Annotated in this window: 24 protein-coding genes; 12 read left to right on the top strand and 12 right to left on the bottom strand. The window is 47.3% G+C overall.

Annotation, left to right across the window (positions count from 1 at the left end; genetic code table 11):
• Positions 1 to 45 precede the first annotated feature (45 nt).
• Positions 46 to 342, top strand: coding sequence for a DUF6439 family protein (locus tag AC5JLB_RS26865; protein ID WP_495876898.1), 297 nt, complete (start codon positions 46 to 48; stop codon positions 340 to 342).
• A 387-nt stretch (positions 343 to 729) separates the two neighbouring features.
• Here the strand turns inward: AC5JLB_RS26865 and AC5JLB_RS26860 are convergent, their stop codons facing one another.
• The 4 genes from AC5JLB_RS26860 to AC5JLB_RS26845 all read right to left on the bottom strand — a co-directional run bounded on the left by AC5JLB_RS26860 (position 730) and on the right by AC5JLB_RS26845 (position 3680).
• Positions 730 to 1179, bottom strand: coding sequence for an ATP-binding protein (locus AC5JLB_RS26860; protein WP_495876897.1), 450 nt, complete (start codon positions 1177 to 1179; stop codon positions 730 to 732).
• A 318-nt stretch (positions 1180 to 1497) separates the two neighbouring features.
• Positions 1498 to 2157: a J domain-containing protein gene (locus tag AC5JLB_RS26855; RefSeq protein WP_495876896.1), complete on the bottom strand. Its 660-nt coding sequence runs from the start codon at positions 2155 to 2157 to the stop codon at positions 1498 to 1500.
• A gap of 158 nt (positions 2158 to 2315) precedes the next feature.
• The gene (locus AC5JLB_RS26850; RefSeq protein WP_495876895.1) at positions 2316 to 2918 is read right to left on the bottom strand and encodes an ATP-dependent Clp protease proteolytic subunit; all 603 of its coding nucleotides are present in this window, start codon (positions 2916 to 2918) and stop codon (positions 2316 to 2318) included.
• A 72-nt stretch (positions 2919 to 2990) separates the two neighbouring features.
• The gene (locus tag AC5JLB_RS26845) at positions 2991 to 3680 is read right to left on the bottom strand and encodes an ATP-dependent Clp protease proteolytic subunit (protein WP_495876894.1); all 690 of its coding nucleotides are present in this window, start codon (positions 3678 to 3680) and stop codon (positions 2991 to 2993) included.
• A 206-nt stretch (positions 3681 to 3886) separates the two neighbouring features.
• Between AC5JLB_RS26845 and AC5JLB_RS26840 the strand changes: the two genes are divergently transcribed.
• On the top strand, positions 3887 to 5137 hold the full coding sequence (locus tag AC5JLB_RS26840; protein ID WP_495876893.1) for a vWA domain-containing protein: 1251 nt from the start codon (positions 3887 to 3889) through the stop codon (positions 5135 to 5137).
• 162 nt (positions 5138 to 5299) lie between these two features.
• On the opposite strand, the gene AC5JLB_RS26835 is transcribed toward AC5JLB_RS26840, so the two are convergent.
• Positions 5300 to 5500 carry a DUF8622 domain-containing protein gene (locus AC5JLB_RS26835; RefSeq protein ID WP_495876892.1) on the bottom strand — a complete coding sequence of 67 codons (201 nt, stop codon included), beginning with the start codon at positions 5498 to 5500 and terminating at the stop codon, positions 5300 to 5302.
• A 34-nt stretch (positions 5501 to 5534) separates the two neighbouring features.
• On the bottom strand, positions 5535 to 6644 hold the full coding sequence (locus AC5JLB_RS26830; protein ID WP_495876891.1) for a PIN/TRAM domain-containing protein: 1110 nt from the start codon (positions 6642 to 6644) through the stop codon (positions 5535 to 5537).
• Between the two features lie 342 nt (positions 6645 to 6986).
• Between AC5JLB_RS26830 and hemW the strand changes: the two genes are divergently transcribed.
• Positions 6987 to 8231, top strand: a complete 1245-nt coding sequence (gene hemW, locus AC5JLB_RS26825) for a radical SAM family heme chaperone HemW (RefSeq protein WP_495876890.1) — start codon at positions 6987 to 6989, stop codon at positions 8229 to 8231.
• Between the two features lie 7 nt (positions 8232 to 8238).
• Here the strand turns inward: hemW and AC5JLB_RS26820 are convergent, their stop codons facing one another.
• Complete coding sequence (locus AC5JLB_RS26820) at positions 8239 to 8952, bottom strand: phosphatase PAP2 family protein (RefSeq protein WP_495876889.1); 714 nt, start codon at positions 8950 to 8952, stop codon at positions 8239 to 8241.
• Between the two features lie 382 nt (positions 8953 to 9334).
• Between AC5JLB_RS26820 and AC5JLB_RS26815 the strand changes: the two genes are divergently transcribed.
• Positions 9335 to 9826, top strand: coding sequence for a universal stress protein (locus AC5JLB_RS26815; protein WP_495876888.1), 492 nt, complete (start codon positions 9335 to 9337; stop codon positions 9824 to 9826).
• A gap of 81 nt (positions 9827 to 9907) precedes the next feature.
• On the opposite strand, the gene AC5JLB_RS26810 is transcribed toward AC5JLB_RS26815, so the two are convergent.
• Together AC5JLB_RS26810 and AC5JLB_RS26805 are read right to left on the bottom strand one after the other, a co-directional pair.
• Positions 9908 to 10381 (bottom strand): FHA domain-containing protein, encoded by a 474-nt coding sequence (locus AC5JLB_RS26810; protein WP_495876887.1) that lies wholly within the window; start codon positions 10379 to 10381, stop codon positions 9908 to 9910.
• Positions 10382 to 10637: 256 nt separating this feature from the next.
• Positions 10638 to 11315 (bottom strand): sugar transferase, encoded by a 678-nt coding sequence (locus tag AC5JLB_RS26805; RefSeq protein ID WP_495876886.1) that lies wholly within the window; start codon positions 11313 to 11315, stop codon positions 10638 to 10640.
• A gap of 268 nt (positions 11316 to 11583) precedes the next feature.
• Between AC5JLB_RS26805 and AC5JLB_RS26800 the strand changes: the two genes are divergently transcribed.
• Positions 11584 to 11847, top strand: coding sequence for a hypothetical protein (locus AC5JLB_RS26800; RefSeq protein WP_495876885.1), 264 nt, complete (start codon positions 11584 to 11586; stop codon positions 11845 to 11847).
• A 200-nt stretch (positions 11848 to 12047) separates the two neighbouring features.
• The gene (locus AC5JLB_RS26795; protein WP_495876884.1) at positions 12048 to 12968 is read left to right on the top strand and encodes a HetZ-related protein 2; all 921 of its coding nucleotides are present in this window, start codon (positions 12048 to 12050) and stop codon (positions 12966 to 12968) included.
• 185 nt (positions 12969 to 13153) lie between these two features.
• On the opposite strand, the gene AC5JLB_RS26790 is transcribed toward AC5JLB_RS26795, so the two are convergent.
• Together AC5JLB_RS26790 and AC5JLB_RS26785 are read right to left on the bottom strand one after the other, a co-directional pair.
• The gene (locus AC5JLB_RS26790) at positions 13154 to 14626 is read right to left on the bottom strand and encodes a glycosyltransferase family 2 protein (RefSeq protein WP_495876883.1); all 1473 of its coding nucleotides are present in this window, start codon (positions 14624 to 14626) and stop codon (positions 13154 to 13156) included.
• Positions 14627 to 15047: 421 nt separating this feature from the next.
• Positions 15048 to 15722: an acetoacetate decarboxylase family protein gene (locus AC5JLB_RS26785; RefSeq protein WP_495876882.1), complete on the bottom strand. Its 675-nt coding sequence runs from the start codon at positions 15720 to 15722 to the stop codon at positions 15048 to 15050.
• A 312-nt stretch (positions 15723 to 16034) separates the two neighbouring features.
• Between AC5JLB_RS26785 and AC5JLB_RS26780 the strand changes: the two genes are divergently transcribed.
• The 3 genes from AC5JLB_RS26780 to AC5JLB_RS26770 all read left to right on the top strand — a co-directional run bounded on the left by AC5JLB_RS26780 (position 16035) and on the right by AC5JLB_RS26770 (position 18655).
• Positions 16035 to 16775 carry an LmeA family phospholipid-binding protein gene (locus tag AC5JLB_RS26780; RefSeq protein ID WP_495876881.1) on the top strand — a complete coding sequence of 247 codons (741 nt, stop codon included), beginning with the start codon at positions 16035 to 16037 and terminating at the stop codon, positions 16773 to 16775.
• Positions 16776 to 16936: 161 nt separating this feature from the next.
• Complete coding sequence (locus AC5JLB_RS26775; RefSeq protein ID WP_495876880.1) at positions 16937 to 17788, top strand: tetratricopeptide repeat protein; 852 nt, start codon at positions 16937 to 16939, stop codon at positions 17786 to 17788.
• 15 nt (positions 17789 to 17803) lie between these two features.
• Positions 17804 to 18655 carry a tetratricopeptide repeat protein gene (locus tag AC5JLB_RS26770; protein ID WP_495876879.1) on the top strand — a complete coding sequence of 284 codons (852 nt, stop codon included), beginning with the start codon at positions 17804 to 17806 and terminating at the stop codon, positions 18653 to 18655.
• Between the two features lie 59 nt (positions 18656 to 18714).
• On the opposite strand, the gene galE is transcribed toward AC5JLB_RS26770, so the two are convergent.
• Positions 18715 to 19713, bottom strand: coding sequence for a UDP-glucose 4-epimerase GalE (gene galE / locus AC5JLB_RS26765; protein ID WP_495876878.1), 999 nt, complete (start codon positions 19711 to 19713; stop codon positions 18715 to 18717).
• A 604-nt stretch (positions 19714 to 20317) separates the two neighbouring features.
• Between galE and AC5JLB_RS26760 the strand changes: the two genes are divergently transcribed.
• From AC5JLB_RS26760 to AC5JLB_RS26750, 3 genes are all read left to right on the top strand, one after another.
• On the top strand, positions 20318 to 21511 hold the full coding sequence (locus AC5JLB_RS26760) for a YdcF family protein (protein WP_495876877.1): 1194 nt from the start codon (positions 20318 to 20320) through the stop codon (positions 21509 to 21511).
• Positions 21484 to 21606 carry a hypothetical protein gene (locus tag AC5JLB_RS26755; protein WP_495876876.1) on the top strand — a complete coding sequence of 41 codons (123 nt, stop codon included), beginning with the start codon at positions 21484 to 21486 and terminating at the stop codon, positions 21604 to 21606. The genes AC5JLB_RS26760 and AC5JLB_RS26755 overlap by 28 nt, the downstream gene beginning before the upstream one ends.
• A 65-nt stretch (positions 21607 to 21671) precedes the next feature.
• The gene (locus AC5JLB_RS26750; protein WP_495876875.1) at positions 21672 to 23426 is read left to right on the top strand and encodes an ABC transporter ATP-binding protein; all 1755 of its coding nucleotides are present in this window, start codon (positions 21672 to 21674) and stop codon (positions 23424 to 23426) included.
• The last annotated feature ends 389 nt before the right edge of the window (positions 23427 to 23815 follow it).

Genomic DNA, 23815 nt, shown 5'->3' with positions numbered 1-23815 from the left:
TGGTAAACGTAACGGTAGACCGATTTATTTTACCCAAGCACTCTTATGTCAGACGCTCTCAAGCTTCACCAATCCGCAATTTCAACCGACAAGCTCTCCGAGGTCAGCACGTTAGAACTAGCTCAAACTCTAGTCGAGCGGTTAAGTATTGGCGATCGCGACTGGCATCGTCTCAAGTCTGACCGCAAGGCGCGATCGCGAGAGCAAGCCGCTGCCGCGTTGGTACTACTGCTTAAAGATCAGCCAGAAGAAGCTCTTGCTCGGCTGCAACAAGCCTGCGGTTGGCTCGATCGCTCTATTTCTGCTCCTCCCTGCCCAACGCATGGTGCAAAGCAAAAGTAGAAACTTTTTTTATTAGGGCGACGGGATCTGATGCGTCCTATCAATTTGTTGGCGCTGAAAGTCAACAGGACATGACTTCCCATACAGTTGCGTAGACGCTGGTATCAGATTGATGCTCGCTGTTGGTGTCGCAACGGCTTGAGATATTGGTTGATACAACAAGGTTAAAAGACACGAACACCCAGCTAATAACAATAACTCTAGTCGCTTTGTTTCCATCAAACTTCGTTCCCTATCGGGATCAGGTAAATCCGCCTTGTCAAGATAGCAAAATTTTGAGAAGATGCGGCGTTTCTCTCTCAGAATTCAGATCTATTGAAGAGTAGACTAAAGCGAATGTTCCAGCGAATCGATCGCTAGATGGCTTGACGACTAATCGATTTAGTACTAAGGTACTAAAGGCAATCGCGAGAGATGCCGGACTTGCTTACACAGCTTAAGTTCTGTTCCTTCGTCGTTCCACTGCACGCGGTCAAACACTTGATGCAGAATAAACAGTCCCCGCCCGCATTCCCCTTCATCGCAGGGCAAATGATCTTCAATCGCTTCTTCACCACTTTCTGGTGGCTCAAATCCGTCTCCTTGATCGGAAATCACCCACCAATACTCATTTGCGATCGCCGAAAACTGCACCAAAACTTTCTTACCTGGATCTAGGTTATTGCCATGCTTCGCTGCATTCACCAACGCTTCTTGTAAACCTAGTCGAACCTCAGCTTGCAATCGACTGGGTACTTTCGTTAACAGCAGATCAAGAATTGGAATAAGGTAAAGCGTAGACGGAAAACTAACTGTGTTCCAATTGCGCCCAGCCGGACGTGGGGAAATAGCAATCACTCAAAGAACCCCGCAGCTTTTAAGTGGATAAGCATAGTCGTATTAAGCAGTCTTGTGAGGAACACACGGAGATATTTAACTCAACGGCACTCAATCACTTAGATTCAAACGTCGCAAATTCATGATTAGACTTGCCACTAGCGCCGCTACTTGCTAAACCACTCTACTAAATGCGCCTGTAATAAAAAGTTCGTCAGTAACCCCTGAGCTACTGGTTGTCTGTATCCACATTATACCGAAGCTATTTCAGAAACGCACGCCTTTAGAGGTAGTTCCTTAGCTAGATGGCTGGAAAACTCCGCCATTGGGCGGGGATCGTTATCGACGGTGATAAATCCCCTGCTCAAGTCGGTGAAAGTCTCGCTCAACTTCTGCCCAAAGAGAACGATTGTGGGGATCAGTGCGGAGCGCCTTCTTGAGATACACTCGTGCTTTTTCAAACTGCTGCGCCTGAATCAAGTCATGTCCCCAGCGTTGATAGGTAATTGCCTGCCATTGACGGACTTCTAGATCGTCGGGGAGTCGCTGCGCTAACCCTTCAACCAACGCGATCGCGCGGGGAAACCGCTTGGTCTTAAACAACTGCTGCAATTGCTCGTAGGAACTCTGTTTGAGATATTGATCCGTGAGCGACAAATTAGGATTTTGCTGAACCGGATTTGGTTTGGGCGTAGGTGGCTTGCGCGTCACCGTCACTTCCGGTTTAGAATGCGTTTCTGGTTTAGAGTGCGTTGCGTTAGGTACCGCTTCATCAGCGGCAGCGACTTGCTCTGCTCGATTGGCTTCTACTTGATTGACAACGGTAAGCAGAAACCGATAGGCTTCTGTCACTTGAATGAACCGCTCTTTTGCCCGCTCATTATTAGGGTTAACATCTGGATGAAGTTGCCTCACAAGACGGCGATAGGCTGCTTTGATCTCTTCATAAGAGGCACCCGTCCGTAATCCTAACAGTCGATAAGAATCTGCAATGTTCATTTAGACAAACAAAGTGGCAGAACTATCTGAATTCTGCCACTTTTAAGACGAATTGGTGAATTAGTCGTGAAATAGGGGGTAAATCGAGCGGTTTGTTTTAAAGGTGTCTAAATCATTAGGCGATCGCAGTAAAACTGCAAAACCTGAATGACAATCGACTACTCTTGAGTGACCGTCTCAATTACTTTGTCGATCAGTCCGTATTCTTTGGCTTCTTGCGCAGACAAAAAGTAGTCGCGATCAGTATCTTTTTCAATTTTCGCAATTGGTTGACCCGCTCGATCTGCCAAGATTCCGTTTAACTGATGGCGAATTCGCAAAATTTCACGAGCTTCGATTTCAATATCACTCGCTTGTCGACGACCCGTGCCACCAAGCGGTTGGTGAATCATAATTCGAGCGTGAGGCAAAGCAAACCGCTTCCCTTTTTCGCCTGCCGCGAGTAAGAACGCTCCCATTGAAGCAGCTAGACCAACACAGATCGTGACAACTGGCGACTTGATGTGTTGCATCGTGTCGTAAATTGCCATGCCTGCCGTCACAGAGCCACCCGGCGAGTTGATGTAGATCGAGATCGGCTTGGTATTGTCATCCGAATCGAGATACAGCATCGCAGCAATAATCGAGTTTGCCAGCGAATCAGTCACTTCTTGACCCAAGAAAATGATTCGTTCTTGGTTAAGGCGAGTATAGATGTCAATCCAGCGTTCGTAAGTGCTACCAGGAAGGCGGTAAGGAACGCTGGGAATGCCGATAGGCATGGGAGTAGCTCCTTGTAGGGAATGTGAGGTGGGTAAGATAGGGAGGGTTAACTCCCAGTGCTTGAGAAAAAATTAGCTTGCGCCCGCGGTGAGGGCAGTTGGAATCTCTTTCGTACTTTCTACAACACGATCGATGATTCCGTAGTCTTTGGCGTCGTAGGGCGTCATGTACAACATGCGATCGGTGTCTTTTGCCAACTTCTCAACTGGCTGCCCGGTGTTTCTCGACAGAATATCGAGGAGCGATCGCTTGTTATCCAGTACTTCTTTTGCCCGAATTTGAATATCGGTCGCTTGTCCTTGCGCTCCCGATCTCGGTTGGTTCAAAACAATTGTGGCGTGAGGCAGACTTGCCCGGAACCCTTTGGTTCCTGACGACAAGATCAAGGCTGCCGTGCCCATCGCCTGACCAATACAAATGGTATGCACCGGAGGCTTAATGTACTGAATCGTGTCGCAGATGGCAAACGCCTCGGTTTCAAAGCCGATCGCGTCACCGTCATACCAAGATGTGCCCGTCGAGTTGATGTAAAAGCGGATTGGCTTTTCGGGATCATCAAACTGGAGATAGAGCAGCTGAGCAATAATCAGTTCAGTGACGTCAATTCCAACTCTGCGTTTCACATCATCCGAGGAAAACAGAGGTAGCCCTAGGTAAACAATCCGCTCTTTTAATAAGAGCGAGGGCATGTCCGGCGGTGGAGTGCGGACATAAGCATCTCCATAAAAAGAAGATTGAACAGCCGTAATCGGTGATTCCATAGCGAGTGATGCCTGAAACAATGGCGCTGTCATTATGGTAGCGCGTGAGAGAAGGAATAAAGACATGGGCAGGGGTGCGGGAAACCGAGATGGGGTTTGCCCAAGTTTGCGAAACCAGGAAGATTTGCGGTGTAGATGCTATTAATTAGCGATTCAAGGTCTACGATCGCATTCAATTCACACCCCTCTTTTCCGGGAGTCTCGCTATGCAAGTCAGCTTGAAGTATGCCCTGAGCGATGCTCAAGTCGATGTGGCTCAATCCAACAGTCAACGGCAGGTTGCCTTCTCTATTTCTGCAGTTCCTGAATCATTAGGGCGGAGCGTACCGCTGAATCTTTGTCTAGTTTTAGATCAAAGCGGCTCGATGGACGGCAAGGCATTAGCAACGGTGAAGCAAGCGGCAAGAAGATTGATCGAGGGACTCTCACCCGGTGATCGCATTTCGATTGTGACGTTCAATCACAAAGCGAAAGTGCTGCTGCCCAATCAAATCGTTGACGATCCAGCGGCGATCAGTTCTTCTCTTCAGTCGCTAGAAGCATCGGGAGGAACCGCGATCGATGAAGGACTGCGGCTAGGAATTGAAGAAATTGCTAAGGGCAAAAAAGATGCCATCTCACAGATCTTTCTCCTCACCGATGGCGAAAATGAACATGGCAACAACGATCGCTGTCTTAAACTCGCTCAAGTCGCAACAGGCTATAATCTGACGCTCAATTCGCTGGGATTTGGCAGTTCTTGGAATCAAGATGTTTTAGAAAAGATTGCCGATGCAGGCGGCGGCACCCTGTCTTATATTCAAGCTCCCGAACAAGCCGTAACCGAATTCGGACGGGTGTTTAGTCGAGTTCAGGCAGTAGGATTGACGAACGCCTTTTTAACCGTAACGTTGGCTCCGGGAGTACGTCTAGCCGAAATGAAGCCAATCGCGCAAGTCGCGCCTGACACGATTGAGCTTCTGATTCAGCAGGAGGAGAACCAAGCGATCGCGCGGCTCGGTGATCTGATGGTCGATGCACCGCGCGTCATTTTGGCAAATCTCTACGTCAACCAATTGCCCGAGGGAAAGACGACGATCGCTCATGCTCAAATTCGCTACGATGATCCCACATCTGGGCAGACAGGCTTGATTTCAGAGAGCTTTCCAGTCGAAGTAGCTGCTTCAGCACTGTATCAACCCGCGATCGATGCGGAAGTGCAACAACACATTCTGGCGTTAGCAAAATATCGACAGACGCAGATCGCGGAGACGAAACTACAGCAAGGCGATCGCTCTGGAGCCGCTACAATGCTGCAAACGGCGGCGAAAACTGCGCTGCAAATGGGAGATCAAGGCGGAGCAACAGTTTTACAGGTTAATGCGACTCGGCTACAGTCAGGCGAAGATCTTTCTGAGGCGGATAAAAAGAAAACCCGTCTCGTCTCAAAAACGATCTTGCAGGTAGAAGAATCTTGATGAGCTAAAGTTGTTACCTTCGCACATTTTCTTAAAATAGCAAAAGGACACCAACCATATAGCAGACGAGGTGGCGTGATTCTTTTCTAACCATTCTCGCCATGCTGTGCGATCGCTAGCGTAAATTGTTTCGAGTTGAGCCTCAAATTTTGGCATCAGGCTTCACTTCCGAGCTTTCCAAGTGCCACCATACACATAGAACGGGTTGTTCTGACTCACGTGATCCCAGCATTGACGACAGACAAAAATCCACTCGCCTGACTCATCGTGCTGGACACGATATAGAACTGGAGCGGATTTTGTGCACAGAGAGCAGTGTTTTTCGCGCGATCGGCGAAGCGAAGCTCTAGAGGATCGAGGCATAAGAAAGCAGGTCGAGCGGGTAAGACAAAGACTGCTAGACAACTCCTTCGGAGCTTACACTTCTAGCGCTCATCGTAGAGGCTTTGGGCTTTGCAAAAATCATACGGCCCGCCGACGTTTGCAGCGAACTCGTCACCGTCACCTGAAGCTCGTCGCCCACAAACTGCCGCCCTTCTTCGACCACAACCATCGTGCCATCTTCGAGATACCCAATACCCTGAGCGGGTTCTTTGCCTTCTCGTAGAATCTTCAGGTCAATATTGTCGCCCGGAAGAAACGTCGGTCGCATGGCTTGAGTTAAATCGTTCACGTTCAAAACAGGGACTTTCTGAACGGTAGCGACTTTATTGAGGTTGTAATCGGTTGTCAGCAGTGTGCCGTTGATGTCTTGCACGAGTCGAACTAGCTTTGCATCTACAGTTTGCACATCGTCATAATCCGCCGGATGAATCACCACGCGCTCAGGATACGCTTCTCGAATGGCGTTTAGAATGTCTAACCCCCGGCGTCCTCGGACTCGCTTTTGATCGCTTGACGCATCTGCAACTTGTTGTAGTTCTTGCAGCACAAACTGAGGCACAAGCAGTTGACCTTCTAGAAACCCGGTGTCAAGCAATTGAGCGATGCGACCATCGATAATGCAACTTGTGTCGAGAACTTTGGTGGTCGCGGATTTAAGCGTGCCTTCAGCTAGAAGAAGGGTTTCAACGCTGTTGGGACTGATCAAGCGGAGTAGCGATCGCCCGTGGATATCTGCTAACGACACACCAGAGACAGCAAACAAAATACTGCCCAATACGGCAGCGAGAGGCTTAATAAAGGCAAATTCTGGCGGGATGGGCAGTAGAAAAATCGGAGCTAACAGCAAATTTGCCACCAGCAACCCAACAACTAAGCCAACCGAACGACTCAGCAACACATCCGCTGGAAGTTCTCGAATGTGACGTTCTAAGCGTCGAAATCCTGATTGCGCTGAAATGCCAAAGGCAAACCCAATTAGCGATCCAAAGCCAGCCAACACGACTCGTAAGGCAACTGGGTCAGTGGCTTGCTGAAGAAGATTTCCAGGCAGCGCTTCGATGCCGTGAAAGCCAATTCCCGCTCCTGCTAGGATGAATGAAATAATGATGACTGCATCAATCATAAGAATGAATGTTGAGAGATGGATGTGCTAAGTTTTGCGATTAGCACAGTCAAACAACGCGCTAAGCCCCTCAAGAATAATCAGGATAATGACGGAAAAAAGAAGAATTGCGTGAGTCTTAGTCATTAGTTTGACCTGGCATCATTATATCTAGGAATCAATCGAATTGCGCCGTCGATGCCTTGCCAGATGGACGATTTACCGTAGAACTTCTCGCTGTTTATGATACAAATTGAAGCAATCTTAAGCTGAAAACACGGGGATCGGTTCTGTAGAACCAATATCGAAGATTGTTGATCGAAAATAAGTAATAAATATTATTCAAATACGATTTAAGAAGTAATGGAGTTTACTTGTCCGAGTTCAGCTTATGTTCATATTCCGTTTTGCCGCCGCCGGTGTTTTTACTGCGATTTTCCAATTTCGGTGGTTGGGGATCAGCGCAACGGCAACAACTCAGCCGCGATCGCGCGCTATGTTGAGGCGCTCTGCTCAGAAATTCGCCTCACTGAGTCGCTGGGTGAGCCGCTTAAAACGGTTTTCTTTGGTGGCGGAACCCCTTCTCTACTCTCGATTGCTCAACTGAACCAAATTTTAGACGCCTTAGATCGGCAGTTTGGAATTAGCAAAGCGGCAGAAATCTCAATGGAAGTTGATCCCGGAACGTTTGGTTTATCTCAAATCAAAGGTTATCGAGGCGCAGGCGTGAATCGAGTGAGCTTAGGCGTCCAGGCGTTTCAGCCAGAGTTGCTTAAAGCCTGCGGTAGAACTCATACGGTAGAAGATGTGTATGCTTCAATCGATTTAATTCGACAAGTAGACCTTGAGAACATCAGCTTGGACTTAATTTCGGGCTTGCCTAATCAGACTTCGGAGCAATGGCAAGATTCATTAACGAAAGCGATCGCGCTCTCGCCTCAGCATCTTTCTACTTATGATCTGACGATCGAACCGATGACGCCGTTTGGAAAGCAGTACAGCCCAGGCGAAAAGCCGTTGCCATCTGATGAACTCACAGCAGACCTGTATCGCATTGCCAATCAAGTTTTGACGGCGGCGGGATATGAGCACTACGAAATCTCAAACTATGCTCAACCGAACTATCAATGCCGCCACAACCGAGTGTATTGGGAAAACCATTCATTTTATGGGTTTGGCATGGGCGCAACTAGTTATATTAATGGCGATCGCACCGCTCGCCCCCGTAAAACTAGAGAGTACTATTCCTGGTTAGACCAACAGTGCCAGCAGATCTCTTCGTTAGGCAGCATTGCTGAAGCCACGCCTTCTGATGTGCTTTTAGACACATTAATGGTGGGTTTGAGGTTAGCAGAAGGATTGAGCCTTCAAAACCTAGTTCAACAGTTTGGCGACGCCTGTGTAGCAGAGGTTTGGGAGTGCTTGAAACCTTATCAACGAGCGGGATGGGTTGAGCTAGTAGGAGCCGACAATACACTGCTTCCTGCGGGTTCGGCCCTGCCTAAAGTAGGGCAGTTGAGACTCGCAAATCCGGAAGGGTTCTTGTTTTCTAATGTGGTTTTAGTCAAGCTATTTGAGCGCTTTGATCAGAGCGGAAATAATGCTTAAAGGTCTGCTAATTGCCTTGAGGCAAACCACGTTTCTGAATTTCCATGCTCAAAATACACGCCACAAGCCACACAAATCCAGCTGCATAACCCGCCACAATATCTGTTAGCCAATGCACGCCAAAATACAATCGACTAAATCCAATTAATAGAATTAAAACACTAGTTGCAATAACAATTTGATTGCGCCGTTCTGGAAATCGGCTGGCTAACAAGTACCCAAACAGACCCAAAATCACCATCGAAAGCATGGCGTGTCCACTCGGAAAACTGTAGTAGCGGACATCTACTGTTCTGGCCCATAGTTGAGGACGATCGCGCTCGAACAAACTCTTCAGCAGCATGTTTAGCCCCAGAGCGCCTACAGCCGCGATCGCAATCGTAATGGCTTCTGAGCGCTGCCGCCGTATCAATAGCCAAATGCTGACGAATAAGCACAAGGACACTAACACCGCCGGATCGCCAATCGTTGTGATCCCAAGCATAACCGGGTTAAGCCACGGTTCCTGCAAGCGTTGAACGGCAAACAAAACATTGACATCAAAGGCGTAGGTTTCTTTTTCAAGCACCTCTTCCGCAATTTCTGCAAATACCCACAGTGAGATCGCGGCTAATACTAATCCGGCTAAGCGAACAGTAGTTAATAGTGGAACCAAAGGCAGCCCAAACTGTCGCCACCATCGAATTAGCAACCGACTTAGGCGGCGAGTAACCTCTAACATTACTTAATCAAAATAACCTTTAACTCACTAAGTTTCGGATTCATTCCCGCTAAATTTCATCTAGCAAAAGTTAGAAATTTGCTTCTGTAAATATTAGTAAGGAAGAGCAGTAAAGAACAAAGAAGACATTCCAATTTGTATAGCAAGTCTTCTATACTTCAAGTATGAAGATTAAGAGTGTCTGTTGCAGTGATAAAGCTACACTCAACGAATCAAGTGTAATAGCACAAGGATCTTCATGCGCCTTATCTAGCTGTACCTTGTACTAAATTTATTACGTTCTAGCTGTATTGATTCAGCTTTAGATTCAGCTTTAAAGGAAGAGGTCACGCTTCATAAACTTCCCTTCACAAGCCTCCTAGGTGCATTGGGAGAACATACTATGTTTCAAAAGATTTTAGTAGCATTAGATAGCAGCGAGTCCAGCCAGCATGTCTTTGAAAAAGCCCTTGACCTAGCGAAAACAAATCAAGCTGAGTTAATGCTTTTACATGTGCTTAGCCCAACGGATGAAGCCTATCCAATGCCAATTTATCCTAGTTTCGATGGGATTTATCCTATTCAGCATGATGAGTTGATGCGATCAGCCATGCAGCAATTTTCTATAGTGGAGCAAGCTGGCTATGACAAGCTGCGATCGCATTCTCTAAAAGCCGAGGTGGAGAATGTTCTGACGCACATGACTCAAAGTACTGGTGATCCGGGTGAGCTTATTTGTAGTACTGCAAAACAATGGAGCGCTGACTTAATTGTAATCGGTCGTCGAGGGCGCTCGGCGCTGACAGAACTTTTGCTTGGCAGTGTCAGTAACCATGTAATGCACCACGCGTCCTGCTCGGTGCTAGTGGTTCAGGCGGCTTTAGTGTCGGCTTAGCCCCTGTACGGCTATTCGATACGTTGCACGAACGCGAGGACCAAAAATAATAGAGTCCCCTACCTTCAGTTCCCAAATGTGCTATCGTTGACCATTCACCAGAATGCCGTTAGTGCTGGGATTGCCGTGTAAATCACCGTCAATTATTTTGTAAACTGATGCTTGACCCATTCGATTGCTGCATCGCAAAACGGCATGGAATCTCGAAGCAAACTGCGATCGCAGACAAATATCATTCTGAGGATCGCGTCCAAGCGTATAACAGTCATACTCTAATGTGACTTCTCGCTGTCCTGCATCGTCTTCCACAATCAGCACAGGACAAGAACTAAAATTAAGCAAACCTAAACTTGAAGCGACCAATTCGTTAGACGATTCAGCTTCATCTTCGAGAAGAGAGAAATTTCTAGAATGCTCCCCTCCACTCAAACCTGACGATTTGAGAGAAGACTGGTAGAAATAATCTCCAAGTTTTTTCTCAGTCTCGATTTCCGAAGTTACTAGCCGAGCGATTTGTCCTGAAAGGCGAATCCTGGGAGATTGCTGAGGCTTCATGACTGGAGTGAGCAACTTAATATAACACTACTCCGTAAATTCAACGAGCTTAGATAGAGATCAGGATGATTCTAGTGAAACAGTAGTGGAAGACATTCATGGGTCTGTGGACAACCGGACTATTGCAGAACAGCCTTAGCCACTAGCTGATTCACTGATACTTGGTCACTAGAAACTGAAATGGAGTATCAATACAAATGCTGCTTCCTAAAACGGCTCGCTCCGATGAAGTTACAGAAGGGAATCTGTAAAGAAGCTAGAATGCCCCGTCCTTGGCAAAAATCACGTAGATCGTTCTAAAGATTAAGTAAAGATCGTAAATGGGTGTCCAAATAGACTGATAGCGCAGATCTAGGAGAACAATGTCTTCAAAATCCTTGATCGTCGAACGCCCATTCGCTTGCCACTCGCCAGTCAGCCCTGGTTTGACATTAAGACGTTGCCAATGATAATCACTGTAATAGGAGACTTCATCAGAAGTAGGTGGGCGTGTGCCAACCAAGCTCATCTCACCAAGCATCACATTCCAAAACTGCGGCAATTCATCTAAACTTGTGCGTCTAAGAAACCGACCAACTTTTGTAATGCGAGGATCCTGCTTATTCTTGAAAATTAATCCCTCTGCCTCGTTCTCAATCTGAGATTTTAGCAAATCCGCCCCTTCAACCATAGAGCGAAACTTATAGATGCGGAACGGTTTACCGAGCAAGCCGTGACGCTCCTGACTGTATAAGATCGGACCTGGGCTGTCGAGCCTGATGGCGATCGCAATCGGTACGAAGAGGAGCGCCGTAATCAATAACCCAATTAAGCTTCCAAATAAATCGATGGCTCGCTTAACGACTGAATGAGCAGAAGCGTGAGGAACTTGATGTTTGACAAATGTAGTCAAGCGAGTTTCAAGTATGGATGACTCTAGAGCAAATTGTGTCATGATTCAGAACCCGTCTAAGAACCGTATAAACACTTGTTTCGTATCCGTAGCTATACGCAAAACTATAAGATTTTCTGCAGATACTAAGTAGTGTTTCAGTGAACACTTCCTCAAAACTTTTTACTCTAGAGATGAAATAAAGCTTATGTGAAGTTTTGATAAAGTCGATTTTCTGCCCTCTTCACAACGGACGATTTTTTGGAGACATAAAGCATAAATAGGTAGACAACTCAAAGCAAAGTCCTATACAAAACAAGGGGTGTGAGGAGTGGAATCGCAATCGGAGCGCCTTAGTGTCATTGTCGAACAAGTTGCAGAAACTGTCCTTGCAGCGACTGATACCGTTGAGCAACTTTCAGAACGACTCGATGAACTTACGAAGCAGGTGCAGCAACAGGGATACCAAGTTTTTGCCTTGACCGATGCTGTCCAAACGTTAACCGACAATCAAGAAGCGGTAATCACACATGTTGCTCGCTTAGCAGAAACCCTTGAGCGCATCGCGGCGTCACTTGAGAAAAATGCGTTGTAACAGAGATTAACTCGCCTCAAATTAAGCGATCAACACATTAAGCGATCAACCTAGAGAAAGGGTTTATACTGAGGAACTCTAGCCAACAGCTGCCTTGGTTGCGCGAAGTACCCGTATGGGTAAGTGATTTCAGTTGAGGGTGTGAGGCAAACTCTATATTAGGGCAGTGAATATATCAGGGCAGTGAGGACGGCAACTCCATGACAGTACTAGAGGATATTGAAAGCACCTGGCGATCGCAGCTACAAGCCGATTTGCCTTCCATGAGTCAAGCTACTCAAGAAAGCATTCTAAAGTGGTTGCTGGGAGAAGCACCAGAGCGATTAAACGAATTCACACCAGAGCAGCGCCATATTGCAAAGCAAGCGATTGACTACCGCTATAGAATTCTGATTCAGCGCTACTTAAAAGCCTCTCCCGAACGCTCGTACCGAAATTTGATCCAACGCTTAAGCAGTTTGTTTGTGGTTCGGAGCAAGATTAGTACTTGGATTTCGTTATCGCGCGATCGCCAGTCCACTGTAGTAGATGTGCTTCAGGAAGTCATTCAAGATCTGATGCAGAATGATAAGTACATGCAGGACCAGGTCGCTTGGATCGCCCAATGCACTCGTGATCCTCGACTCCGAAATGCTTTAGTTTTTACTGCTACAGAGGAATATAGCCTGCGTCCAATCCGCAACCAGCCGCTTTTGCTGTATCGGTTTGTTAACTACCAGAAGCGATCGCAGCGGGGCGGCATGACTCAAGTTCCGGCGGCTGATTTTATTCGGTTGGTGTCTGAAGAGATTACACCCGACGATGCCGAGGGTTCGGTAAGTTTGCTCGATGGTCAGGCGATCGCAAACTATCAGGAAGCGCAGGCTCAAGATGAGCAGAAAGAACTCCGGAACGCTATTTCCAAACACTTCGAGGCGTATTTAGAGGAGAAAGTTGATCCTCAAGCAGCAGAATGGCTGCGACTGTATTTGCAGGGAAAAACCCAAGAAGCGATCGCCCAGCGTTTGGGACTGCAAATCAAGCAGGTGTATCGACTGCGGGAGAAGGTCAATTATCATGCCGTCCGGGTGTTTGCTCAAAAAGCTCAGCCCGAACTGGTAACAGAATGGTTAGGACGCTAAGTTCAGCTTAAAGCGTGAATTTGAGACTGCTTAGCAACTGAGAGTAGATCTCTAGGACAGTAGATTTCTAAGAAGCATCTGTAGCGGCCTATCTAGAGGTACGTTCAGAAGAAGCATTCGCGCGCAACGAATGCACTGATAGTTCTAACTTCATCCGATACATCCGCTACCAAATCCGATGCCAATTATGAGTCTCCCCTGTGAACTGTCTTCACCCACTTCAACCGTTTAGGACGAATTGACATGCGAACTGTAGCACTGGCAACGATCGCTAGCCAATGCATCATGTAGATAGTTCCCCGCAGTGCTTGCAGCAGCGCTACAAACCGCGAAAAATCGAGTCCTCCGAGAGAAGCACGTCTTTTAGCAGCCTCTTGATCTAACAGTTGAACCCGCCGCAATCCGCCTACCGCGCTAAACAAGAACAGCAGGATACCCAACGCTGAGATTGGGCTAGTCAACATTAATCGATGCTTTGCGATCGCCATTAGAAAATCAGGCAGCGCCGCCGTTGGCGCAGCATACTGAATCAGCCAGAACATAAACAAATCAATCGATTTGCGAGTTCCCATTCGGTTTTTGAGAATGAGCCGCCAGTAATCTAAATATCGCTGATACCCGCCTTCTGCCCATCGATTCCGCTGATGCCAGAGCGCTAACGCCGTTGTCACCCCTTCTTCATAGACAGGCGGCATGGTCACAACCTCGATATCCCACCGATTGAGGTGCAACCGGAAGGTTAGATCTAAATCGTCCGTGATCGTCTCTTCATTCCACCCACCGCAGGCTTGCAGTGCTTTGCGCCGGACAAACTGACCGTTGCCTCGAAGTTCGCTTAAGCCGCCGATCGCAGAGCGTTGCTGATGGATAAAGGCATCGAGCGCCATTTCTGCCATTTGCCCACGAACCCAAAAGTTGTTTGTGTCCTTGGAGTGAAACTTTGGCTCCGCTTGAATAATAGCTTTTCGGACTTGCACCGCGCCCACTTGCTCGCGTGTGAAAACAGGTAAAACTCGTCGCAGAAAGTCTGGTTCAACTTGAGCATCTGCATCAAAGACAACAATGATTTCGCCTTGAGTTAGCGGCAGAACTTGATTGAGCGCGCCAGATTTGCCGCCAACCGCATTGGCAGGACGATGGAAGACTCTCAACTGAGCATACTCCTGGGCTAAGCGATCTAACAAAGCTGCCGTTTTGTCAGTGCTATTGTCGTTGATCACCCATAGCTCGTAGCGATCGCTGGGGTAATCTAAACTGCACATCATCTTAACGAGCTTACCAACAACCGCTTCTTCATTCTTAGCAGAAACCATTAGCGACACCATTGGGCAGTCATCATCCCCAACCAAGGGCGCTGGAAGATCCGACGGACGAGCAAACAGCAGTCGAACGGCATGAATTCCCATCACGGTTGTCAAGCCCAACACAATCCAGTAGCCCCATGTAATGAGATGCAGCGCGATCGTACTGCCCCAAATCATGACTAAAACGGCTGCCGCTTTGCGCCTCCGCCCTCGAAACCCTCGAAATACTAGTGGATCTAGCTCATCCACATCATCAGGCAAATCGCTGACGAGTGCCGCACAAGCTTCGCTCCACGCCGTACGCGACTCCAGTTCGTCGAGGGAATCGCTTTCTTGCCAAGAATTCTCCCACATAGGTCAGTTGGTTTAACAGCCAGTATTTGTCTACACCCTGAAAGCAATTTAGGTGAGATCACACTAAATAGTGCAAGCCCTACAACCCGATAGCTTACCTTGCGATCGCTGAGATTCGTCTACTAATTGCTGAGATAGCCCGCATAGCTACCCTTACGGACACTGCTGCAAGCTAGAGCACAAAGCACAGTCAGCAGAATCTTGCCGTCAGACTAATAAGGTAATGACACCTAAGTAAGGTAATGACAACCCCTATCGTCCCACGCCGTAAGTCTGCATTATTGCTGCCCTTTCAGCAAACGCCTAGGCAGGCTTATTGTAACCAACGTTACTATACTTCCTTGCGTTCATGTGATCGCTATTATAATCAGGCGCTAAATTCTTCTGATGGGTTAGATCCTAAAATGCTGGCTGGGCAAGATCAACGGGTTGCCAGAATTCGCGTACCAGGCCCAACGACACTAGGCGCTTTTATAGTTGCCTCTAATTCTTCCGCTTTGACCGTTAACAAAGGCGGCGAATCGATGAGATGAGCAAACGGACTAGAACTTGGCATGTCCAAGCGAGAATTGACGATCGCAAGATTGCCAGCCGCAGACGCTTCAAATAAAAATAGGTCAGACTCTAGCTGGCTATAGGTAAGAACCTGTCCACTCTGACGCCACAAGTTTAACCGCCCATTATCAGCGAAACGGCAAAGAACGCGATCTGCTCCTCCTAGCTCCGAAGGCTCGCCTTTGACAAGAACGCGCTGCTCATTTCCCTGCCAGTCAAACTCCGCCATCTCTTTCGGCAGCTTCCAAATTTCACGTCCGCCTTGAATGGAGTTAGCTTGATCAACATAAATATGAGAAACCCATGCTCCGAGCTTACCGCCCCGACATACGATCGCGGCAATTACAATCAGTTCGCTGTAGAGCAATGTTGAGCCAGTTTTGTATTGAGAAAGATAAACTCCACCCATTGTCTTCCCGGGCAGAACTGAAACGATTTCTACCCCGATCGGAACATAGGGAGATGCCGTGGCAATATCAATAATATGCACCGTTTGATAGGCGAAACCTTTGAGTGTCCAGGGGGCTTGAGGATAGCTCATACGAATCTTTGCGTTAGAAAGTGCAACGATGCTTTGGGAGTATGCGGATAAACTCCCAGAGATCAATATAGGTTCCAAACAATGTATTTCATTGCAGTCAGGACTTCTTCTCCAAATTGGTAGAGAAGTTGGCAGAGACTAATGAAGTTAGTAGAGATATGAGTTATCTAGTCGCTCGAAATCTCTCAAAGAATCTCAATCTCTCAAAGTGTAGAGGCAGCTTCCATCTAAATTAAGTCACATTGTTAACAGCCATACTCATAAATTTATATTTTCAAATCTTTAATCAAATCGTTAAAATTCATTGGTGTCATGTCAGACAAACCACAACTCGAAGAGCAAGCCATTGCTGAAGTGATTAGGCAAGCAATCCTTCAACAATTAGATAGCGTGAAGCGGATCGGTGTAGCTGTAAGAACAAACCTGATTCAAGCGTTTCAAGGACAGGCAGATTCAGTATCTATAAAAGGCAAAGACTTAACTACAGAAGGCATCCATATTCAAGAATTAGAGGTCGAGTCAGATCAAGTCTCGATTGACCCAATCAGCGTGTTATTAGGGCAAATTCGATTAAACGAACCTGTTAACACTCGAACTCATTTAGTTTTATCTGAAACAGACTTAATTCAAGCTATTAACTCAAAATACGTTTTAGAGAAAATTCCTCATTTTCAGTTAGAGGTCAATAAGAAATTTGTTACTGTTGAACTGTGTCCGCCCTTTTCAATCCGGCTGCCAAGTGAGAACAAGATGCGCTTTTCGGGAGGAGCAAAACTCCACGAATCTCAGCAGGTTCGCTCTGTTAGTTTTTCGGCTGTGATGTGCGTTCGTACAGACACTCAACCCATTTTATTAGAAACATTTTGTTGCACTCCTAATCAAGGCTTAACTCTTCCCTTTACGATCGCAATGATGCAGAAAATGGAGAAAGTTGTATCTCAGCCCTATTTCACGCTAGAAGGTACGATTTTAAGGCTCTGCATGCTCAGAATTAAAGACAAAACAATGAGCTTAGACATCGAAGCCCAAACTCAAGAAATTCCTTCTCTGTAATTCCTGTCTCCTAAAATTAAATAAAGTTGAATGGGATTAAAACGTAGGTTCAACCCTTACAAGCTTTAGCCCTTTTCCTTTATGTAATCTTATAAAGTTTCCTATCAACGTCTGTTGGCTGGTGCATCATACTGGGAACCTTAACAAGGACACTCTAGGCGATGACAAATCAGGCGATGAGCCAAGTTCAAGACGTGGAAACAACCTTTTTCTTTCAAAAAGGACTGTATCTCAATAAGACGAAAGCTTACACAACTGCAATTCTCAGTTATGAAGCTGCTCTTAATCTAAAGCCCGATTACCCGGATGCTTGGTACAACCGAGGCAATTCGCTTTACCATTTAGGTCGTTTTCAAGATGCGATCGCAAGCTATGACCAAGCTTTGGAATACCAGCCCGGCTTTCCTGAAGCATGGAACAACCGAGGCAACGCATTAGACGAACTTAACCGTTACGAAGAAGCAGTTGCCAGCTACGACCAAGCGATTCGGTTTCGTGCCAGCTACCACTGGGCATGGTACAACCGGGGCATTTCGTTGCGAAATTTAGAGCGCTACGAAGAAGCGATAAATAGCTACGACCGAGCGATCGAGTTTAAGCCCGATTACTATTGGGCATGGTATAGCCGGGGACTTGCCCTCCGAAAACTCGGTCAGCTTGAGAAAGTTGTCGCTAGTTACGACAAAGCCCTAGAATTCAAACCTGACTTTGAAGAATCTTGGACGAATCGTGGCAACGCGCTCTATCACTTAGGGCGCATTGAGGAGGCGTTAGAAAGTTATGATCGTGCCCTAGCTTTAAGACCTGAAGCGGCGACCATATGGTACAACAAAGCCTGCTGCTATGCCGTGCAGGGTGATCTAGACCTTGCCTTCGAGCATTTGCAGAAAGCGATTGAACTTAGCCCCGAAGAATATCAAGAAATTGCGCAGAACAATGGTGACTTTGAACCTCTGCGGCGCGATCAGCGGTTTCTCTCGCTCCTGTCCTTCCGAGCGCCACGGGAGACCTAAGCGCTGCCTACGACTATGGTTCCCTGGGATGATATTCAAGCTCGCTACAAAGGTGGAGGGCGATCGCTATCGCTGCTCAGTAGCTATGGCAGACACTATGCTAAGTGCGAGCAGGCCCTAGACGCCAATCCCGATCATCCAGATGCGCTTCTGTGTCACGGCTATGGGCTAGAAAAACTAGGACGGTATGAGGAGGCGATCGTCACGTTTGAGCGGGTGATCGCCCTCTGTCCCCGAAGCAGTTTAGCTTGGCAGGGGCGCGGCATTTCGCTCGGGATGCTGTGTCAATACGAAGACGCGCTCACGAGTTTCAACCAATCGCTCAAGCTCGATCCCGACGATTATCGAGGCTGGCAAAACCAGGGCAAGACGCTGTTAAGGTTAGGACGCTACCCCGCCGCGATCGTCAGCTTTGATCAGGTACTATCACTTAAGCCCGACAGTTACAAAGCTTGGTATAACCGTGCGATCGCGCTGTCTTGCCTCCATAACTATGCTGCTGCTCTGACAGATATCGATCGAGCGCTCACAATCAAGCCAAATTCCGACTACATTTGGACGTATCGAGGCGTGATGTTAACGAGGCTAAACCGCTGCTCCGAAGCCTCTGCCAGCTTTGAAAACTCGCTCAAGATCAATTCGCGAAGTCCTAGCACATGGTATGGAAGAGCCTGCTGTTTTGTGCGGCAAGACAAGCTAGAAGAAGCATTAGAGAGTGTAAAGCGGGCAATTCAAATCTCTCCCTCGGTCTACCGCCACGTCGCAAGCACTGACGCAGCCTTGCAACCTTTGCGGAGCGACCAACGCTTTCGAGAGCTAGTTCGTAGAGAAATTCAGCATAGAGAAATTAAGCCTAATGCCATTTGACCTTGAGGTTTTAAACTTGGGATCTCCAAAGTCAAATGGCACTATATTGTGTCGTTGAATTATTGATGCCGTTTCTGATGCCACTGCCAAGCGTGCGTCAGAATATGAGTCAAATCGGCATACTGAGGAGACCATCCCAAAACAGTCTGAGCTTTTTCGGCACTGCCAACTAGAGCCGGAGGATCACCAGGACGACGATCGCGCTCTACAGCAGGAATCGGCTTCCCGGTGACTTGACGCGCTGTGTCAATCACTTCGCGGACTGAAAAGCCGTTACCATTTCCTAGATTAAATGTTTGAGAATCGCCTCCGTTAAGCAAATACTTCAGACCAAGGACGTGCGCTTGGGCCAAGTCTGTTACATGGATGTAGTCTCGAACGCAGGTGCCATCAGGTGTTGGGTAGTCTGTACCGAAAATTGAGATTGCATCTTGCTGACCCAATGCCGTTAACAACACCAACGGAATTAGATGAGTTTCTGGATTGTGGTCTTCTCCCAGTCTGCCTTCTGGGTCAGCGCCTGCGGCATTGAAGTACCGAAAGCTAACAGACTTGAAACTATAAGCGGGATCAAAATCTGCCAAAATCCGTTCCACCATCAGTTTTGTTGCGCCGTAGGGATTGATCGGGTTTTGGGGATGGTCTTCCGGAATCGGAACTTGATTGGGAACGCCGTAAGTTGCGCAGGTCGAGGAGAACACAAAGGTTTTGATGGACGCTGCCACCATTGCTTCTAGGAGGGTGAGCGTTCCAATCACATTGTTGCGGTAGTACTTATCAGGAGCCGTGACAGACTCACCAACATAAGCGTAGGCGGCAAAGTGCATAACGGCTGCGAACGATCGCGAGGCAAATAAGCTGTCGAGCAGGGCGCGATCGCTGGTATCCCCTTCAACTAGCTCAACCTTCAAAACATTCTCTACAATGTCGCGGTGTCCATACACCAAATTGTCAAGCACAACAACTTCAAAGCCAGCTTGCTGCAACGCTAATACGGCATGAGAGCCGATGTATCCGGCTCCTCCAGTCACTAAAACGGTTAATTTTTCTGATTGCACGTCGCTATTCCCCCAACACTACTTCTATTTCCCTTTCATCCTTGGCTACGACAGTCAGGAATCAATGCTCATTTAACAATGTCTATTTCAGGCAACCTCTTATTTCTTCTTTCCCCCTTGCAATAGATCGCGGCCCAACAGAAAGAAGATGACTGTGAACGCAATCCCTGCCAAAATAACTTCCATCCATTTATCTCCTGATGTACGGTTTCTTCTAAAGTTGCGCTTTGGGCGAATCGTGCTCCAGAACATGATGTTCTGACTGAGTATCACAGTTTTGTATTCTGCCTGAATTCTCAGTCATTTTAAATGCAACGGAAGAAAGGATTTACCTAAAATTTTGCGTTCTGAAATCTAGTTTCAAAAAAAATAAACGTTTATTGCAAAAAAAGAGCGTATGTATCAGCAATCTTCGGTACAATCCTAGTCTTGAAAGCCCTTTATGTTGCTAATTTGCGCCTCTATCCGGTAAATCAAATTAGAGTCTGTTCTAGTTGTCTTAAATTGAGTTGTCTTAATTAAAGTAAATTGCTGGCTGTAGGTTATAGATGGTTAAAATTGCACGGGATGTGAGGATGTTTACCGCAACGCAAGGAATTACAGCATGGTTTTATTAGTAACCGATGTATTCGTGCTGCTAACCCAGGTTCTATTGTGGGTGGTAGTTGGAATCTTTGCCTGGTATGTCTTGCTGCGGTTGCTTCCCAGAGTATTTCTCGGCGGACTGGTGCTTTTCCTGTTACTTGGAGTTGCCGTATACACGTTTTTCCAAGGGTCACCGGCTCAAGGAGTTGCTGGAGATATTTGGCGCGTAATTTCAGTTCCGTTTACGCCCCTGGGATTGCTGCTGATTTTACTGCTTATTGCCCTTTCAGATTTGATTCGCGGCAAGGCTTTGTCGTCTACCGGAGTCATTTTGCTTCGGGTCGCCATTCCGATTCTGCTGATTTTGAGCTTGCCTGCGGTGTCGTATTTCTTAGCGCAACGCGCAGAAGCAGAAGCAATTCAAGATATCCAGTTGGTTCCAGAGGCGGCACTCGGCGGAGCGGAACGTGTGATTGTGGTGTTAGCGCAAGATACAACGCGATTGCAGCTTCGACCCAGACAACTAGGCATACCTGGCACAACGGGTGTAAGAGATACAGTTCGTGGGCTGTTCCCGCCGCCTGCGCCCATCTCAGAAAGTGCATATAATTTGCTCAGTAACCAGCCAATTCAGCTAACCGAGCACGGAAATCGGTTGATTTATGCTGCACAGTTGGCGCGGCAGCAAGGCGGTCGTGTGGTGGTCAGTGGTGGATCTCGACCGGGGCGTAATGTCAAAGCTGGCGAAAGCCAAGAAAGTATTTCTGAAGCGAGAGATGCGGCAAGCTTTTTGAGAGCGCAGGGTGTTACCAACATTTTGGAAGACGCGAACAGCCCAACGGTTCACGACAGCGCGGTGAATGTGCAGAATCTGCTTCAGCGCAATAATATTAATTACGACGGACAGATTACACTGGTTACGACTGCGATCGAGATGCCGCGTGCGGCGCTAACGTTTAGACAAGAGTTTGCGAATCAACGGGGGGGAACATTCTCTGTGCTGCCTCGACCGACAGACTTCTACACAATTCCTGGTGGAGAGGCACTCCGAAATCGGGTTCAAGGACGAGATTTAGTAGAGCGAAACATCCAGTTGTCAGATATTTTGCCGAGTGTGGACGCCCTTGAATTGAGTTCTACAGTCATTAACGAGTACCTTACCTCAATCTATTACTTCTTGAGGGGATGGATTCGACCAGTGAGGGCACTTTAGAGCCGCTCGAATCGACTCTAGATTCTCCAAACACAGATTCTCTTCTAAAGCGCGATCGCGACGAAGCCCATCTTCTCGTCGCGATCGCGCCTTGAGGATTAGTGTTTTGAGGATTAGCGTTACGATGAGAAGGTTTCCGATCCATGACTGACGGCTGACTATGGTGCGATCATCACGACTGAGAAAACTAGGGAGCTACCTTCGTCCCCATTGGCGGTCAACTACCGCAGGTATTGTTGCACTTTTAATTGTTAACGGGATCGGCATTTATATTCCGCTACAGATTAAAAGCGCGATCGATACATTAGGCATTACCTTCCGCTTTGATCAAATTCTGTCTTATGTCGTCTTGATTCTGGTATTAGCGACGGTGATGTGGGTTGTTCGTATGGCATCTCGCGTACTGTTGTTTGGGGTTGGACGTCAGGTTGAGTTTGATCTCAAACAAAAGATTTTTAATCATTTGCTGAGGCAGGAACCCGCTTATTTTGCAGCAAATGCGGTGGGAGACTTGATTAGCCGTGCCACGAGCGATGTAGAAAATATTCGGCGGTTGGTTGGCTTTGCCGTTTTGAGTTTGGCAAATACTTTTTTTGCCTATGCTCTGACTTTGCCTGCCATGTTCTTAATTGATGCAAAGCTCAGTCTTTTGTCGCTTTCGGTGTACCCGTTCATGTTGATTCTGGTGAATCTTTTTAGTCATCGTCTGCGATCGCAGCAGTTGAATGTGCAAGAAGAGCTTTCAGGATTGAGTGAATTGATTCAAGAAGACATGAGTGGGATGGCGCTGATTAAGATTTACGCTCAGGAGGAGAATGAAAGGCGAGCGTTTGGAGAAGTCAATCGCGGACTGCTGAAGGCAAATCTCAGATTAGCGCTGACTCGCAATCTGTTGTTTCCAATCTTGACAGCAATGGGCTACGGCAGTGCGTTGATTTTGCTGTGGTTTGGTGGGGGCGCGATCGCACGGGGCGAAATTACGGTTGGAAGTTTCATCGCGCTATTGATTTTTGTGGAGCGTCTAGCGTTTCCGACAGCGTTGCTTGGATTTACAATTACAGCGTATCAACGAGGCGAAGTCAGTATTGACCGAATTGAGGCGATTTTGAGTGTTGACCCTGAGATTCAGAACGCTCCGAATGCAATTCCGTTAGCGATCGACCAGGTGAAGGGAAAGCTGACCGCTCAAGATTTAACATTCCGATATCCGAAAGCGGAGACACCAGCGTTAGATCATCTCAATTTTACGATTTTGCCCGGAGAAACAATTGCGATCGTCGGCCCGATTGGATCAGGAAAATCGACGTTGGCGAATGCATTACCCCGATTATTAGATATCGCTCCGGGTGAACTGTTTGTGGACGGCTCTGACATTACCCAACTGCGATTAGAAGATTTGAGAGGCGCGATCGCTTATGTTCCTCAAGAAAGTTTTCTGTTTAGCACCACTATTCAAAATAATATCCGCTACGGTAAACCGTTTGCGGATCAAAGTGATGTTGAATATGCGGCAAAGACGGCTCAAATTCACAGCGAGATTTTGAACTTTCCGCACCACTATGACACGATTGTGGGAGAGCGTGGCATTACGCTTTCGGGCGGACAGCGCCAACGAACGGCATTGGCGAGAGCTTTGCTCGTTGACAGTCCGATTTTGATTTTGGATGATGCTCTGTCGAGTGTTGACAATCAGACCGCTACGCAAATCCTTAGGAATTTGTCAGAAGGAACGATGCGGAAAACGGTTGTGTTTATTTCCCATCAGCTTTCGGCAGCGGCAATGACCGATCGAATTTTTGTGATGGATCAAGGTCGAATTGTGCAAATCGGAACTCATAGCGAGTTATTGGCAGAACCAGGATTATATCGATCGTTGTGGGAGCAAAACAAACTAGAAGAGGTGTTGACGGAATAGGGATTTCGTATACAAAGGAACGTCGCCCTGTAAGCTCTGCACAGGCTTGTCATCAAGGATCGGAATGCTGTATCAAGGAAGCAATGTTGCAAACTCGATAACGGTTTGCTGTATTGAGAAGCGCGATCGCAAAACTTGATAACGCGATGCTGTATCAAGGAAAATTTTGCGTGAACTCGATGTGGGATTGAGCGAATCGAGTTAGGGAAACACAAAACTCGATTTGCGTGGGTGAACTCGGTAGGCGCATTTGAATCTTGACAAGCGAGATGCGAACTAAGAGCGAATGGTGCAATTCTTTGAAAGCTCAAGCGATCGCGGATTTGTCTACTGAATAATTACTACAGTTGTAGATCGTTCATTGGCAGGTTGAAGGGCTGTCCCCTTCT

This window comes from Myxacorys chilensis (genome assembly GCF_059505265.1).
Note: the sequence above shows the minus strand (reverse complement) of the source record. Positions and strands in the feature narration are given on the sequence as shown.

Bases quoted from the DNA above. Each gene is read 5' to 3' on its own strand.
- AC5JLB_RS26865 (WP_495876898.1), top strand. From the start codon at position 46: ATGTCAGACGCTCTCAAGCTTCACCAATCCGCAATTTCAACCGACAAG.
- AC5JLB_RS26855 (WP_495876896.1), bottom strand. From the start codon at position 2,157: ATGAACATTGCAGATTCTTATCGACTGTTAGGATTACGGACGGGTGCC.
- AC5JLB_RS26850 (WP_495876895.1), bottom strand. From the start codon at position 2,918: ATGCCTATCGGCATTCCCAGCGTTCCTTACCGCCTTCCTGGTAGCACT.
- AC5JLB_RS26845 (WP_495876894.1), bottom strand. From the start codon at position 3,680: ATGGAATCACCGATTACGGCTGTTCAATCTTCTTTTTATGGAGATGCT.
- AC5JLB_RS26840 (WP_495876893.1), top strand. From the start codon at position 3,887: ATGCAAGTCAGCTTGAAGTATGCCCTGAGCGATGCTCAAGTCGATGTG.
- AC5JLB_RS26835 (WP_495876892.1), bottom strand. From the start codon at position 5,500: ATGCCTCGATCCTCTAGAGCTTCGCTTCGCCGATCGCGCGAAAAACAC.
- AC5JLB_RS26830 (WP_495876891.1), bottom strand. From the start codon at position 6,644: ATGATTGATGCAGTCATCATTATTTCATTCATCCTAGCAGGAGCGGGA.
- hemW (WP_495876890.1), top strand. From the start codon at position 6,987: ATGGAGTTTACTTGTCCGAGTTCAGCTTATGTTCATATTCCGTTTTGC.
- AC5JLB_RS26820 (WP_495876889.1), bottom strand. From the start codon at position 8,952: ATGTTAGAGGTTACTCGCCGCCTAAGTCGGTTGCTAATTCGATGGTGG.
- AC5JLB_RS26815 (WP_495876888.1), top strand. From the start codon at position 9,335: ATGTTTCAAAAGATTTTAGTAGCATTAGATAGCAGCGAGTCCAGCCAG.
- AC5JLB_RS26810 (WP_495876887.1), bottom strand. From the start codon at position 10,381: ATGAAGCCTCAGCAATCTCCCAGGATTCGCCTTTCAGGACAAATCGCT.
- AC5JLB_RS26805 (WP_495876886.1), bottom strand. From the start codon at position 11,315: ATGACACAATTTGCTCTAGAGTCATCCATACTTGAAACTCGCTTGACT.
- AC5JLB_RS26795 (WP_495876884.1), top strand. From the start codon at position 12,048: ATGACAGTACTAGAGGATATTGAAAGCACCTGGCGATCGCAGCTACAA.
- AC5JLB_RS26790 (WP_495876883.1), bottom strand. From the start codon at position 14,626: ATGTGGGAGAATTCTTGGCAAGAAAGCGATTCCCTCGACGAACTGGAG.
- AC5JLB_RS26785 (WP_495876882.1), bottom strand. From the start codon at position 15,722: ATGAGCTATCCTCAAGCCCCCTGGACACTCAAAGGTTTCGCCTATCAA.
- AC5JLB_RS26780 (WP_495876881.1), top strand. From the start codon at position 16,035: ATGTCAGACAAACCACAACTCGAAGAGCAAGCCATTGCTGAAGTGATT.
- AC5JLB_RS26775 (WP_495876880.1), top strand. From the start codon at position 16,937: ATGACAAATCAGGCGATGAGCCAAGTTCAAGACGTGGAAACAACCTTT.
- AC5JLB_RS26770 (WP_495876879.1), top strand. From the start codon at position 17,804: ATGGTTCCCTGGGATGATATTCAAGCTCGCTACAAAGGTGGAGGGCGA.
- AC5JLB_RS26760 (WP_495876877.1), top strand. From the start codon at position 20,318: ATGGTTTTATTAGTAACCGATGTATTCGTGCTGCTAACCCAGGTTCTA.
- AC5JLB_RS26755 (WP_495876876.1), top strand. From the start codon at position 21,484: ATGGATTCGACCAGTGAGGGCACTTTAGAGCCGCTCGAATCGACTCTA.
- AC5JLB_RS26750 (WP_495876875.1), top strand. From the start codon at position 21,672: ATGGTGCGATCATCACGACTGAGAAAACTAGGGAGCTACCTTCGTCCC.